Source organism: Paenibacillus sp. TY11, assembly GCF_059772165.1.
This window is the reverse complement of record NZ_JCBAIQ010000012.1, coordinates 56,189-71,184: the sequence shown is the minus strand read 5'-3', so window position 1 is coordinate 71,184 and position 14,996 is coordinate 56,189. Positions and strand designations below refer to the sequence as shown.

13 protein-coding genes are annotated in these 14,996 nt (G+C 47.5%); 1 reads left to right on the top strand and 12 read right to left on the bottom strand.

What is annotated here, in order from left to right:
- Window positions 1–41: 41 nt before the first annotated feature.
- From AC6EJC_RS15210 to deoR, 9 genes are all read right to left on the bottom strand, one after another.
- Window positions 42–1,232 (bottom strand): MFS transporter, encoded by a 1,191-nt coding sequence (locus AC6EJC_RS15210; protein ID WP_444954699.1) that lies wholly within the window; start codon window positions 1,230–1,232, stop codon window positions 42–44.
- Between the two features lie 48 nt (window positions 1,233–1,280).
- Window positions 1,281–1,853, bottom strand: a complete 573-nt coding sequence (locus tag AC6EJC_RS15205) for a TetR/AcrR family transcriptional regulator (protein ID WP_444954698.1) — start codon at window positions 1,851–1,853, stop codon at window positions 1,281–1,283.
- Window positions 1,854–2,058: 205 nt separating this feature from the next.
- A complete protein-coding gene (locus AC6EJC_RS15200) occupies window positions 2,059–3,360 on the bottom strand; it encodes a pyrimidine-nucleoside phosphorylase (protein WP_444954697.1) in 1,302 nt (433 codons plus the stop codon).
- Between the two features lie 32 nt (window positions 3,361–3,392).
- Window positions 3,393–4,100, bottom strand: coding sequence for a purine-nucleoside phosphorylase (gene deoD / locus AC6EJC_RS15195; RefSeq protein ID WP_013312036.1), 708 nt, complete (start codon window positions 4,098–4,100; stop codon window positions 3,393–3,395).
- Window positions 4,101–4,139: 39 nt separating this feature from the next.
- On the bottom strand, window positions 4,140–5,324 hold the full coding sequence (deoB, locus tag AC6EJC_RS15190) for a phosphopentomutase (RefSeq protein WP_444954696.1): 1,185 nt from the start codon (window positions 5,322–5,324) through the stop codon (window positions 4,140–4,142).
- 29 nt (window positions 5,325–5,353) lie between these two features.
- On the bottom strand, window positions 5,354–6,532 hold the full coding sequence (locus AC6EJC_RS15185; RefSeq protein ID WP_235306383.1) for a NupC/NupG family nucleoside CNT transporter: 1,179 nt from the start codon (window positions 6,530–6,532) through the stop codon (window positions 5,354–5,356).
- Between the two features lie 76 nt (window positions 6,533–6,608).
- On the bottom strand, window positions 6,609–7,004 hold the full coding sequence (locus AC6EJC_RS15180) for a cytidine deaminase (protein WP_444954695.1): 396 nt from the start codon (window positions 7,002–7,004) through the stop codon (window positions 6,609–6,611).
- A 30-nt stretch (window positions 7,005–7,034) separates the two neighbouring features.
- The gene (gene deoC / locus AC6EJC_RS15175; RefSeq protein ID WP_444954694.1) at window positions 7,035–7,697 is read right to left on the bottom strand and encodes a deoxyribose-phosphate aldolase; all 663 of its coding nucleotides are present in this window, start codon (window positions 7,695–7,697) and stop codon (window positions 7,035–7,037) included.
- Window positions 7,698–7,908: 211 nt separating this feature from the next.
- Window positions 7,909–8,844 carry a DNA-binding transcriptional repressor DeoR gene (deoR, locus tag AC6EJC_RS15170; RefSeq protein ID WP_444954693.1) on the bottom strand — a complete coding sequence of 312 codons (936 nt, stop codon included), beginning with the start codon at window positions 8,842–8,844 and terminating at the stop codon, window positions 7,909–7,911.
- A gap of 276 nt (window positions 8,845–9,120) precedes the next feature.
- On the opposite strand from deoR, the gene AC6EJC_RS15165 reads away from it, so the two are divergent.
- A complete protein-coding gene (locus AC6EJC_RS15165; RefSeq protein ID WP_444954692.1) occupies window positions 9,121–9,534 on the top strand; it encodes a chemotaxis protein CheW in 414 nt (137 codons plus the stop codon).
- 59 nt (window positions 9,535–9,593) lie between these two features.
- On the opposite strand, the gene AC6EJC_RS15160 is transcribed toward AC6EJC_RS15165, so the two are convergent.
- The 3 genes from AC6EJC_RS15160 to AC6EJC_RS15150 form a co-directional block, all read right to left on the bottom strand.
- On the bottom strand, window positions 9,594–10,712 hold the full coding sequence (locus tag AC6EJC_RS15160) for a slipin family protein (protein ID WP_444954691.1): 1,119 nt from the start codon (window positions 10,710–10,712) through the stop codon (window positions 9,594–9,596).
- A 345-nt stretch (window positions 10,713–11,057) separates the two neighbouring features.
- On the bottom strand, window positions 11,058–11,195 hold the full coding sequence (locus tag AC6EJC_RS15155) for a hypothetical protein (protein WP_444954690.1): 138 nt from the start codon (window positions 11,193–11,195) through the stop codon (window positions 11,058–11,060).
- A 354-nt stretch (window positions 11,196–11,549) separates the two neighbouring features.
- Window positions 11,550–14,462, bottom strand: a complete 2,913-nt coding sequence (locus tag AC6EJC_RS15150; RefSeq protein WP_444954689.1) for a glycosyl hydrolase — start codon at window positions 14,460–14,462, stop codon at window positions 11,550–11,552.
- Window positions 14,463–14,996 lie beyond the last annotated feature (534 nt).

The window sequence follows — 14,996 nt, the reverse complement described above, 5'->3', positions numbered from 1 at the left end:
GCCAGCGCACTATCATACATTCCGAATTCCGTAATAGTAGCTTATACGTTCAGCGTGTTACGGGACTTTTTCTTATCCAATACGCTATAAACCACAAATATAATGAGATAGGCAGCAATCAGCAAAGTGGAGAACAAGTACATCGTTTGATAAGAGGTTAACCCCGCAACCATCCCTAGAATCAAAGAGCCTCCTCCAATCCCCAAATCGAAGAAATTATAAAAGGAGCCGACAGCGTCCTCTCGCTCATCTTCTCCGACCACACTGATTGCCCAAGCCTGTAAAGCCGGGAAAATAGCTCCAAAGCTCAAACCATACAGCACAGCAGCGATCAAAAATTGTAACTCGGTCCGCGATGAGGCCACCATAACGATGGCAGCGATAAGCACGATCCCTGCAGGAATCAGGATATAAGCTGGACCTTTAGTATCAAAAATTCTACCGGACACCAGCCGGACGAGGAAGCTTGCCATAGCCACCGTAAAGAAGAACCATGCCGCGTTGGTAAAGCCCTGCTCCTTGGCAAATAAGGCCACGAAAGACATCACTCCACCTGCCACCACGCCAACCAGCAGTACAAGACAAGATTGCAGCAGCACTCTTTTTTCAAATAATTTAAATGGAACTTTCGTTTTTTCCTTCGCTGTATCCGCCGTCGTGGGTTTCGCAGAACGGCGACGAACCAATACGCTCATAACGAGCGACAGCAGCAGAATTACAGCTCCCGTGGAAAATAGCCCGTTAAAACCTGACGCATGAAGCATCCATATGCCGATCAGTGGTCCCACTGAAATCGCTACGGTTTCACCTACGCCAAAGTAGCCCATTCCTTCCCCCATACGATGAGGCGGCAAATCATCTGATGCTGAGGTAGCATATAACGTGCTCGCAATGCCGAATCCAAAGCCATGCACCAGCCGAAATACTAACAGCAGTACCAAACTGGTGGAAAGCATGTAGCTTCCCGTTGCCAGCATACAAATCACAACTCCGATAATCAGAACGTACTTCTTGTCTAAAAGCTGGATCAGCGTACCGGAAAATGGACGAATCAATATAGCTGAACACATAAACACGCCTGTCACTAATCCAATCTGTGAAGGACTGCCGCCAAGGCTTTCCACAAACAGCGGCAGCGTGGGCATAAGCATTTCAAATGCCATGAACAATAAAGCGTTGGAAATCATCAAAAATATAAAGTTTCTGGACCAAAAGGTTCCTTTCACAGACACTGCTCTCTTCCCCCAATAAAATCATGTTTACTTCAAGTGCTCAGATGTTCAGGCCTGAATCAAGCCATGCCAGTAAATATCCCAAGAGCTGTCCAGACGCGGATCAAAACTGGCGGTGCCGTTGTACACCAGTTCTACCAGCATGCCTTCAATTAAATTCATATAGGCTGTCGCGGCAGATTGAGCTGGAACACGAAGCTTAACCGATGTTTCTGCTGCCAGCCGATCATACACTAAGCTGGTTTTATGCTGTACATAGCGTGTGACCAAAGCCTGAACCTGGTTTTCCAACGCAGATGGAATCAGAAAGCCGACATACAGAATCAAACGCAAATTCATGGCGCTCTCATAGCGTTCCTTGAATTCAACGATTAACCCACGCAGGACAACTTCAAGTGACTGTTCGGATTGATCTTGAAAATAACGATCCAGCTCCAAAATCTCTTGATCCACCGCATCCGCAAATATGTCTAAAAACAAATCATCTTTGCTTTTAAAATGGGCATAAATAGACTGCTTTTTAATCCCTACCTCATCAGCAATCAGTTGCAGAGAAGCCGCATCGTATCCCTTTCTCGCAAATTGCTGCAAGCTAACTGTTTTGATTTTTTGTAGTGTCATGTTCTTCCTCCAATTACCTTACGAACGGTCGTCAGTTTATAAGTTCAGTATAGTGTCCGCACTAGAAATTGACAACCGCATTTTTTAAACTCTGCCGTTCAGTGCCTGAGAACGAGAACAACAAAAAAGCCGGAAGCCCCCTAAACTGAGGGCTCCGGCTTCAAAACCATGCTACTGTTACGACTTTATGAATATGGCTTACCAATTACTCTGTCACTGTTCCGTAGATCAGCACTGGCGCTTCCGCGTGATCCGCAATACGGATGTTCGCGTAGATTTTCTCCAGCACTTGGGCTACGTCTTCACGGTTCGCATGGATGGTAACCAGCGAATCGCCTTTTTGAACAGTATCCCCGACCTTTTTGTTCAGCATCAGGCCGACAGCCAAATCAATCTCTGATTCTTTGGTCGCACGACCTGCTCCCAGCAGCATCGCGGCAGTACCGATTTCGTCAGCCACGATTTCAGCTACCACACCATCCTGCTTCGCAGGCACTTCAATGAGATACTGTGCTTGTGGCAAGCGTTCAGGATGATCCACTACAGAAGCGTCGCCGCCCTGATTCGCAATAAACTCTTTGAATTTCTCCAGTGCTTTGCCATTGCGAATGACTTCTCTGAGCTTCTCTTCGGCGTTTTCAAGGGAATCTGCTTTCCCTGCCAAAAATACCATCTGACTGCCCAAAGCCATACACAGCTCTTCCAGATCTTTGGGTCCTTCGCCACGCAGCGTATCAATCGCTTCTTTAACTTCCAGCGAGTTACCGATGGCCAGACCCAGCGGCTGACTCATATCGGAGATAACCGCCATTGTCTTGCGACCCACATTGTTACCGATGCTTACCATTGCATGTGCCAGTTCTTTGGCATCATCTACGGTTTTCATAAATGCGCCTGCACCTGTTTTTACATCGAGCACGATGGCATCGGAGCCGGCAGCGATTTTCTTACTCATAATCGAGCTGGCAATCAGCGGAATGGAGTTTACCGTCGCCGTAACGTCACGCAAGGCATACAGCTTTTTGTCCGCAGGCGTCAGGTTGCCGCTTTGTCCGATTACCGCAATTTTGCTGCGATTTACCAGATCCACGAATTCGTCCTTGCTGATTTCTACGTGGAAACCTGCAATAGCCTCCAGCTTGTCGATCGTTCCACCGGTATGTCCGAGACCGCGGCCTGACATTTTTGCTACCGGAATGTCCAAAGCCGCTACGAGTGGAGCCAGTACCAGTGTTGTCGTATCGCCCACACCACCAGTGGAGTGCTTATCTACCTTTACACCTTCAATCGCGGACAAATCAATCGTATCCCCTGAATGAACCATTGCCATCGTTAAATCAGCACGTTCCCGTTCCGTCATATCTTTGAAGAAAATGGACATCGCCAATGCACTGACCTGATAGTCAGGAATTTCCCCCTGAGTGTAGCCTTGGATAATAAAGTTAATTTCCTCAGTTGTCAGTTCTTTTCCATCACGTTTTTTCTCGATCAAGTCTACCATTCTCATATGTCATTTCTCCTCACTGTACGTATGATCGTTTACAGGGATACTGCTGTATCCAGTGCAACTTCCATCATTTCTTTAAAGGTTGTTTGCCGTTCTTCCGCTGTCGTTTCTTCACCTGTCAGCAAATGATCGCTTACCGTCAGAATCGTCAGTGCGTTTACGCCAAACTTGGCAGCCAGCGTATATAAAGCCGAAGTCTCCATCTCCACACCCAGCACGCCGTACTCCATCAGCTTTTGTACAACTGATTTGTCATCACGGTAAAAGCTGTCTGAGCTGAATACGTTGCCGACATGCATATTCAAGCCTTTGGCAACACCGCGATCATAAGCACCCTTCAACAGATCGAAGCTGGCAATTGGCGAGTAGTCGTAGCCGCCAAAGATATGGCGGTTCATGCCGGAATCCGTACAGGATGCCTGTGCCAAAATCACGTCACGAACGTGCACATGCTCCTTCATCCCGCCGCATGTACCCACGCGGAACAAGTTTTTCACACCATACTCGCTAATCAGCTCGTTGACATAAATACTGATAGACGGTAGCCCCATTCCAGTTCCTTGTACAGACAGGCGTTTGCCTTGGTACGTTCCCGTAAATCCGAGCATTCCGCGTACCTCGTTGTAGCAGGTCACGTCCTCCAGATACGTTTCAGCAATAAACTTCGCCCGTAACGGGTCTCCTGGCAGCAAAATCGTTTCAGCAATCTCTCCAGGTTTGGCTCCAATGTGTACACTCATGTTTTTATTCCTCCGTCCCATTTGTCCGTGCTTATATCATTATTGAAGTTCTGCCAAAAAGCTCGTTCCGTGCTCTGGCAGTTTTACACCAAAGTTGTCCGCTACCGTCGCACCAATATCAGCAAACGTTTTACGAACTGCTAGCTCCTTACCTCCAGCTGTAAAACGCGGGGAATACGCCAGCAAAGGCACATATTCGCGGGTATGATCCGTACCCCGATACGTCGGGTCATTCCCATGGTCTGCAGTGATGATCAGCAGATCGTCATCGGTCATTTTGGCAAAAACCTCCGGCAGGCGGGCATCGTAATCGTCCAAAGCTTGACCGTATCCCTGCGGATCACGGCGGTGACCGTATACAGCGTCAAAGTCCACCAAATTCAGGAAGCTTAATCCGGTAAAATCCTCATCCAGCGTAGCCACCAGCTTATCCATGCCGTCCATATTGGACACCGTGCGCACTGCCTTCGTCACACCCTCGCCGTCATAAATGTCGGAGATTTTACCCAAGGCGATCACATCCAGGCCTGCATCTTTCAGCTCGTTCATTGTGGTGCGACCAAACGGCTTGAGCGCATAATCATGTCGATTGGAAGTGCGGGAAAAGTTCCCTGCCTCGCCTACGAACGGACGTGCAATAATGCGACCCAGCATGTACGGATCTTCCAGCGTGATTTTACGGCAGAACTCGCAAATCTCATAGAGCTCCTTCAAAGGTACAACTTCCTCATGCGCCGCAATTTGCAGCACAGAGTCCGCCGAGGTATAGATGATGAGCGCTCCAGTTTTCACGTGTTCTTCGCCCAGCTCATCAATGATTTCCGTTCCGCTGGCAGGCTTGTTGCCAATGACTTTGCGGCCTGTGTGCTCCTCAATGCGCTGAATCAGCTCATCTGGGAAACCATCGGGGAATACACGGAAAGGAACCGCAATATTCAAGCCCATGATTTCCCAATGGCCAGTCATCGTATCCTTGCCATTGGACGCTTCCTGCATTTTGGTGTAATACGCGAGCGGCTTTTCGGCCGCTGGCACCCCTTCTATGGAACGAATATTGGACAGACCGAGCTTACCCATATTCGGCATCTTCAGACCGCCACGTTCGCGGGCAATATGACCGAGTGTATCTACATCGTAATCATCAAACTGGGCAGCATCCGGCGCTTCGCCGATACCAACCGAGTCCATAACAACCAAGTGAATCCGTTTGAATTTAGACATCATAAAAATCCTTTCCTAACTCGCTGTTTTTTTTACAAAAACAACCCTGCAATCGTCGCCGACAGCACGCTAACCAGCGTCGCCCCGTACAACAGCTTCAGACCAAAGCGGGCCACCACATTTCCCTGTTTTTCATGCAGACCCTTCACAGCCCCGGAAATGATACCGATGGATGAGAAGTTTGCAAAGGATACGAGGAATACCGATACGATCCCGACCGTGCGCTCAGACAAGCCTGTTTGCTTGGTCAGATCCAGCATGGCCACAAATTCGTTGGATACGAGTTTGGTTGCCATAATGCTACCCGCCTGAACGGCTTCGTTCCACGGAATACCCATGACAAAAGCGAATGGCGCAAACACATATCCAAGCAACGCCTGAAAGCTGATTCCAAACAACCAGGAGAAAATCCCGTTAACCATGGCAATCAGCGCCACAAAACCGATCAGCATCGCAGCTACCGTAATAGCAACCTTGAAACCGTCCATAATATACTCCCCGAGCATTTCGAAGAAGGACTGCTTCTCTTCCTCCTGAACCTCCAGTAAATCATCTTCTTTTTCAATCTTGTACGGATTAATAATCGAAGCGATTATAAAGCCGCCGAACAGGTTCAATACCAAAGCTGTGACCACATATTTGGGATTTAACATTTGCATGTAAGCTCCCACAATCGACATGGACACCGTAGACATCGCAGACGCACACAGCGTATACAACCGATGTTTTGGCAGCAGACCAATTTGCTTCTTAACGGAAATAAATACCTCGGATTGACCCAAGATAGCCGAAGCTACAGCGTTGTAGGATTCCAGTTTACCCATTCCGTTTACTTTGCTCAAGACAAGCCCGATATATTTAATAATAAAAGGTAACACTTTTACATATTGCAAAATACCAATCAGCGCGGATATGAACACGATTGGCAGCAATACACCGATAAAGAACGGTGCTGCTCCTTCATTCGCAATTCCGCCAAAAACAAAGTTAATCCCTTCAGTCGCATATGCCAAAAGACTATTAAAACCTTCTGCAAAGCCTTTGACCAAAAATTCGCCAATTCCTGTGTGCAGTAATACGAAAGCAAGTGCAGCCTGCAAAACAACCATAACTATCAGCGGACGATACCTGATTTTACGCTTGTCACTGCTGGCAACGTAAGTAAGTGCAAATACAACGAGCAGTCCCACCAGAGCGATTACATATTTCATTTTATTTTCCCCCTTATTACATTAAGCGCTTACATTAGGCATAAAAAGAATGCGCCCCGAAAGAGGCATTCTTTTTTTATTTCCCCAAATCAGCAGGTCGAAAAGCACCCGGCAGTAATTTATCCATCGTCCACTCTTCCGTGTTGCCATGAAGGTTTGTCAGATAAATTTTGGTATCTTGATGAGCAAATTCAGAAATGACCTGACGACACGCCCCACATGGAGACACAGGCCCTTCTGTGTCAGCTACAACCGCAATCGAATCAATTTTACGGCAGCCTTCGGATACCATTTTGAAAATCGCTGTGCGCTCTGCACAATTGCATAAGCCGTAGGAGGCATTTTCCACATTACATCCGTGATAAACCGTGCCATCGCTTCCGAGAACCGCAGCACCCACTTGAAAATTTGAATACGGAACATATGCCTGTTTACGCGCCTCAAGCGCTTTCTGAATCAATTGATCCTTCATCGCGAATCCCTCCATGACTTTAAAATAAACTTAGTAGGAAGATGTAGACTGCTCGCCCTCGATGATTTTCACACCGGAACTTGCACCGATCCGACTTGCGCCAGCTTCTACTAATTTTTGTACGTCTTCCAGACTGCGTACGCCGCCAGAAGCTTTAACACCAATCTCAGGCCCTACAGTTTTGCGCATCAAAGCTACGTCTTCCACAGTAGCTCCGCCTGTAGAGAAGCCTGTCGAGGTTTTCACGAAATTTGCTCCTGCTTTGACAGACAGCTCACATGCCAGTACCTTTTCTTCGTCTGTCAGCAGGCATGTTTCGATAATCACTTTTACCAGTGTACCGGCAGCTGCTTCCACGACCGCACGGATGTCCTGCTCAACGAGCTGTAAATCACGTGCCTTCAAAGCGCCTATATTAATAACCATATCAACCTCAGTCGCACCGTTAGCAATAGCATCTTTCGTTTCAAACGCTTTCGTTGCGGACGTGCTCGCTCCCAGCGGGAAACCGATAACCGTACAGATGGCCACGCCCGTACCTGCCAGTTGCTCTGCCGAATAAGCTACCCACGCCGGATTCACACATACAGAAGCAAACTGATATTTTTTCGCCTCAGCGGTCAATTTCGTAATTTCATCCTTCGTCGCATCTGCACGCAACAATGTATGGTCAATCAATCCTGCAATGTTCATTCTCTAAACGCTCCTTCAATGAAAAATAGTGTGAAGACAATAGTCCTTTATTTCTCTGTGATGAGATCATCATAGCACGGCTTTGAACATATGTAAAACACATTTTGAAATTATGTTCACGCTTGTACATAGGGCGTTCACCTACAATACATGTTACCCTGTAGGCACACGCCATAACCGTATGTTTATTCTGGATTGAAGCCGACATGCTCTATTGTAAAAGTGCTTGTGCCGTAAATTGATCCGTCACCAAGATATTCGCATACTTGCCACGCAGCGATGCCCGAATAGCCTCCACTTTGCGCTGGCCTCCAGCTACGAGAATGGACTTCTCCTTCTTTCGCAAATCAGGCAAATCAATCCCGACGGTACGGCTGTTAATTTCCTGACTGCATATGTTGCCCTCATCATCAAAAAAGCGCGAGCAAATATCGCCCTTGCCGATTCTTTGCAGCAGCTTCTGCTCTTCCCCGTTAAAATAACCCAATCGGAACAGCAACGCATCCTCCTTAACCGTCCCCACCGTAAACACCGCGATGTTCGCCTGCTTGCCAAGTTCGATGATACGCTGGATATGCCGATCCTCCTCGACCATTTTCTTAACGGCGTGACTGTCGAAAATCACAGGCAGCGGCAAATACCTTGCTATGGTATGAAAGGCTTCTGCGAACAAATTCACTGTTTCCACGGCATATGTGTTGACATGTGAATGGCTCACGCCTCCTTTGAGCTGAACCACCTCAACACCCTTGACCTGCTTTTGTTGGAGATGAAGCGCCACGGCATGCATTGTTGTTCCCCATGTCACTCCGATAATATCAGCATCTTGTACCGTTTCATGCAAATAATCGGCAGCCTTTTTGCTAATATGCTTCTTGATCTCTTGATATTCATTTAACGGCGAATAACAGACCAACACGGTATCCAGCCCGTATTTCTTCTTCACCTGCTCTCCGAGCGCGTCCATATCCTCCATCGGGTCCACAATATTAATCCGCACGTATCCCTGTTCCTTTGCAGCCTGAAGTAACCGCGATACCGTAGGACGCGAAACCCCGAGTTTGACCGCGATATCTTGCTGGCTGTAGTCGTTCAGATAGTATAATCTGGCTGCCTCGATACTTAATCGCTGCTTTTCATGATCCATTCTACCTCAACCCGCTTATCTTAAAATGTAGTGCCATCGGACACAGCCTTAGTCCCAAACATTATATATGTAGGGGAAACTTAAAGCCACGCCTTGGCCGTATGGTTGTTATTTTGGAAGATTTAACTGCTCATTTGTGATATTCTGTGATTAACTACAACCATTTTACCGCATCCTCCACTTTATCGTTCCATCTGTCAAAACGCAATAGTTAACCCATTTTACCGCTCATTCACAACCTGTGATGGCTTATCTGAATATGTAAGGAGAATTGCTATGTCTGAATTTATTGTGTGCAGTCTGGCGGACAAAAAGTTCGCTTTAAACTTTGTGGAAGTAGAAGAAGTCATGAATGCCAAGAAGGGGACGCCGCTTCCCTTTTCCGAGGCGTGGCATGAAGGAATGGTGACTATCCGCGGTGACGTATTTACGATCCTTAATTTACGCAAAAAGCTGCTTCTTCCCGCTTCAAGTGATTCCTCCGAGGACAAAATGATTTTGCTCAGCCGTGCGAAGATTGCTCTGCTTGTCGATCAGGTGGAGGACACAGCTTCTGCCGAGGACAGTCAGCTACAAAGCAATGAGGAAGAGTGGCAACGCGAGTTGTTCCCTACCGTGATGGAGCATCAGGGTGCCCTCATTCCAGTGATCGATATGGACGCTTTTCTTGCATCCACCAAGACAAACTAAAATGCACAATACTCCCGAACCTTGAGCCGGCTTGCACTCATCGTTCGGGAGTATTTTAGTTATTGAAGCCCCTGTCCGTCCTTCATGTGAACCAGCGTGTTCAGCTGCTCCAGCAACGTATTCCCGCCCGTCAGCGAAATGGTGCCAATCTTCTCGCAGATTTTTTCCAGAAACTCCAGCTCTTTGAGACGATAAAGGGTGGCGTTTTCGTCCATGAGCTTGGCCGTATTGAGCAGACTACGAGTGGACGCCGTCTCCTCACGTCGTGTGATGAGGTTGGCTTGTGCCTTCTTCTCGGCCAATAGCACCGTATTCAGAATATCCTTGATATCCCCCGGCAAAATAATATCCTTTACTCCTGCGGACGTAAAAGTAACTCCATATTCGCCGCTCTGTTCATTCAGTCGAGTCAAGACATATTCCGCAATCTCCTGCTTCATTTTCAGCAAATCATCCAGCTTCATTGTGCCAACGTATTCACGTAACAACAGTTGAAGCATAATGTATATTTGCTCCTCGTATGCCCGGAATTCCAACGCCCGCAACGGGTCGATGATACGGTACTGACAGACGAAGTTGAGGCGCAGCGTGATTTTATCCTCTGTCATGATTTCTTGCCCCATCAGGTCCATCTGCTGCTGTCGCATATCTATCGTTTTGATCTCTGTATTCACCGTGGACATCCAAAAATAATATTTGCCCGGCTTCAACTCACCTTGCAACACGTTATCGTAATACAGGAAGCCCATTTCATAGCTGGCCACCTGAAGTGCCTTCCAGAAGCCCGGTGTCTTGGACAAAAATGCTTGCCCCAATGCCTTATCAATCGCGGGCTGCCGGGTATCTGCACGAACAAAACGATGCTCCTTGAGCATGTTCCAAAATGCATATTTTCCTGCCGTCAGCAGCTCTACAAACCGATTATCCTCATAATGCAGCACATATTCATAGTCCTCTACATCGACGACATTCAATTGCTCCAGCAATAGGGGATCTGTCAAAAACAAACGAATATCATGATCTGGTACAAAAAACGGTTCGGCTACATTCAAAATTTCAACTGTTTCCTGCTGAAATGTCTTCAATAGGTAAGTTCCTGGGTGCAACAACTTGTGATAGCTTCCTTTTTTGAACAGCAGCCCGCGCTCATCGGATTTAATCGTTATCTTCTTAAACATCGTATCACTCCTAGTATTTAAAATCCTCCACTTAAAAGTATGCTTCTTTCTATGTGTGGCGGCTCCGCGGTCCATTTGATCTTCCGATCGCTGTTGCCACTGAATTTTTAGAATGGATGAACCCGTTAAAGGGTTAAAATTCAGTGGCAAAGGCGAACGCTTCGCTTCTTCAGATTCAAATGGGCCGCTCCGCTGCTATCCGCCTTAAAATCAACACACTTTTAAAATGAGGATTTTTTATTTTTATTCGTTGTAGTAGGGATAGAACCCTTGCAGAGCATCCCTCCGGTGTGGACGGCGGGGTCAAGCTTGAGGAAAAAGGAAGATACCGCCTGTTTCCGTGTTCTAGGGATGGGATTCATCAGCCCAACATCGACTGTGAATCTGTATCCCCGAAGCCTCGAACCCTGTCGGTGCTTGCTCTCTCCGGTATCCGTTGGCCGCATAGCCATCGCCCCAGTATCTGTCATCGAGACCAGACATGGGATGCTCTCATCCGGGTCTTTTCATTGTTTTTATTCGGTCATTCGAATACTCTAACCATGAGTCGCGTGGAAGGCGATTGGGAATCGAACCCTAAATGTTGGTGAATACATCAGATTTACAGGATACCTGACCCAATCAGGGCAGGCACTGCGGGACCTTTGGAAATCCTCGCCTCGGTAATATCTTCCTGTATCAGCCTTTATCATTATCGCGCACCCTTGAACTCACGAACATGGCGAAAGTATTACGACCCTATAAAAAAACAAAAAAGACACGGGAGAAGCATATGTGCTTCCCTCGTGTCTTTCTTTCTATAGTTAATTGTCGCTTTCGTATCTTGGGCCTGATCCACTAGGATGTTTTTTCGAAAACGTGATCAACGCTCGGTAACGGAAATTCTGGAACGCCTGTCGTTGTAGAGGCATTCTGCTGGTGTGTATAGCTGAATGAAGGGGTCTCGTATTGCAACCCCGCCTTTTCATAGGTAAACCAATAGCTGACGGCCTTCCCGATATCGAGACCTGTAACCCGCTGCTCCCAGACACCGCCGTTGTTTGTCATCCGGTAATTGAGCTGTTGTCCACCTGCTAAAGTATAATGCACGTCCACATAGGCGGAGGCTGTTTTGGGTGTAAATTGAAGCAGTGCTTCACGATCGCTAACAAATCTGGCTTGTGCGGTGTAATCTTCCGTTTCTCCGCCACCCTCATTACCGCCAGATGCTTCCGTAGTTACTGTTACAGCATTGCTTGCCGCAGACAGATTGCCAGCTGCATCGCGAGCCTTAACGGTAAATCTGTAAGCGGTGGCTGCTTTCAGCCCTGTAACTGAAGTCGAAGTACCGCTTACCTCCGCCGCCTGAGCCCCGTCCTTATAAACGATATAACCCGTAACACCAACATTGTCCTTGGCTGCATCCCACTCGAGAGTGACCGTCGAAGCCGTTTTTGTCCTAGCTCGCACATTCGCCGGGATGGATGGAGCCTCCATATCCGGTTGCGGATCGCCGCCGCTTCCATTTCCGGTATTAAAGCTGTTCGGCTGCACGGTAATGCTGTGCCCGTCTGAGAAGGTTACTATTTTGACCTGGTTTGTAAAGTTGTAGGCCACATAGGTTTTCACCCCGTTTTTATGAAATACGGCATAGATAGGTGAATTGGCGGTGATGCTGCGGTCGATGTTGCCTAAAGCATCCAAATTATAAATCCAGTGGTAGGCATTCGCCTTGGAATTCCCCGCTTCCGGTGTCATGGCCGCTACGCGTGCACTAAATTTGGCCTTGGCATCGGATGGGTCAGAGATCGCTCTGTACATATACACAATATCTTCCCACGGACTGAAATTCCCCCCGCTTTTTCGCAGCAGATCGTTATAATTCTTAGCCGCATACTCCGAATATTGCGTCAGATACAAGGAGGCCGAGGTAATCGGTAGCCAGTTAATACCATGCACCTCTGCGGCATTATTGGTCCACCATGTTGCATTCCCTACCGTTTTACCGCCCCAGATCATGCTTGCCGTCGCGCTTTGCATCCCTGCAGGGGTGTTTGTGCCATGCACATCAAACCAGTATTCGTTAATCGCATTCATTTCAGTTGTATATAGATAAATGCCCAGATCACGAGTTTGAGTATTTCCCGTCGCCTCGCCCCATAAAATAAGACCGGCCCAAGCATTCATCGCCTCCGAGGAGGATTCATTGTTGTTGCCGTCGCCAAATTTGGCATGGCCGGAAGCCCAGGTGTGCCCGGCATAGGGATCAAAATTACGCAAATACGGAAATTGCGAATCAGACCTGTCGATATTGGCAATGTCGCGAATGAGAAGCTGTACCATTTGCCCCCATTGGGAATTGGAAGCCCAACTCTTGTCCACACGTGCAATTTCGGCCGCAGCCTTAATAAAGTAGCCATAATGGAAATGATGGTCATTTAATTCTACCGCACTGCCAAAGCTGTCGGGATAACCGATCAATGTCCCCCAATGGTTGTTATACACAAATAGATTGGAGCTTTTCATATTCGCCGAGCTGTCACTGGCCTTAAACCAGTCCTGCAGCCGGCTTTTGATCTCATTGCGGAACTGGGTCGCTGCAGCGGTATTGCCAACCTGGTCGGCGATCGGCGCCAGCGTTGCCAGCTTGCCGAGACGTTTTCCAGTCCAGTACGTGTCTCTATCGCCGGAGTAGACTTCCGCTTTCGCTTCATTTACGTAGCTGTTCAGCGTATTTTTATCATAGGACCCCAAATTGGGCAGGGAAGGGAGTACCCCTGTAAATTTCATCTTCGTTTGAAACGAAGCACCTTCCGCTGTTTTCATCAGACCGCGTACAGAATTGTACGTGTAGCTCAGCAGGGGTTGTGATGAATTTTTCCACTGATGCGGATATAAGGCAAAAATAGTGCCGGCTTGCGTGCCTTCCTTCGCTGTTGTTGTAACGGTAAAGGTGGTCGTTACCTCGGAAGAGGCTTCGTTATAGCTGTACTGCGCTTTGGAGTTTGTAACGAAAGAATAGGCGTATTGCTGAAATTTGTCCAATGTCGCCGCTGATTTGTCAGGCAAAGCCGCCACTGTAAAATAGTTTTTCCCGTTCAATTGATTGATCAGTGTATTCGTTCCCAAGCCGGACCAAGTGCTGCCGGAAGGACCAAACAGACCATAGTGTGAGCCATTGATCGTAATACCAAGCACAGGGGAGGTGGCTGACCCGGACCAGACCTCTGGCACCTCATTGAACGAAAGCTTAGGATTGCCGCCGCCAAACTCAAAATAAATATATGGGGAGCCGTGCCCATAGGTAGCGCTCATTTTATTGCTTTCGCTTTGAAATAATGATTTAACAAACCAGTCGCTGAAGCCGTCCACCTTGGCGTCTGGAAATGAAGCGCTTACAGAATGGCCGATGGTAAAATCGTTCTCATTATCCATCCAGCCTGCGATGTATCCCGGATTTGCAGTGATTTTCCCGCTCGGGTTAAAGATGCGCAGGCCGTTTTGCTGATTTTTCAAGGCAAGGGGATGCGGATATTGGGCCTCGGAGTAGGGTACCCAGGCCAGACTGCTCCACCAGTCATTAGTGGGCATAGGGCTGGTTACATTCGCTGTTTTGTAAATTTCGTTTTGCGGAGTAGCTGCTCCGGCAGGTAGTGTGGTTGAATATGAGCCAGCGCCTTGCGTGACCTCACCCGAAAAGGCTTTAGTAGAAGCCGGTGCAGCTAAAAATATCAGACTGGCACTTAACAAGCATAACAACATTTTTTTCACAACCTACATCCTCCTTTGAATTCTCTAATTCCTTTCACTGCAAGGCTTTTCCCTTCTCTTCCAAGTTGAATTCAACTTCATTGTGCTTGATCTCCATTTCCAGGTCAATCCTTTAATTTCTATATTCTAACTAAACAAGGCGAAAGTCTCTAAAAAATACATCAGAAACCAGGACGAAAAACCCAAGTATGCGTAATTATGTTATCTGAGCTTCACCCCATTAGACATTCACCCTATGAGTTATTCATCCCATTAACCATTCACCCTAATAAACGTTTAGTATATAAAAAAAGAATCCTTCCAGGCCCTTTTAGCCCTTCAGATTCTCTGTCTTTTGAGTATATAGATTTTTGAGTTTTTGAGTTTTTGAGTTTTTGAGTCTTTGAGTAATTTCGCCCTTCCCCCATGCTCCACACCATTTCGGAAAAATGAGTTGTTGGTGGCGGGTAGTAGCGGAGCGGAGGGGTTGAATCTGGAGAAGCGTTAGCGTTCGCCTTTGCAGTGGGATTCTCTACCTTTAAATGTCTTATACAA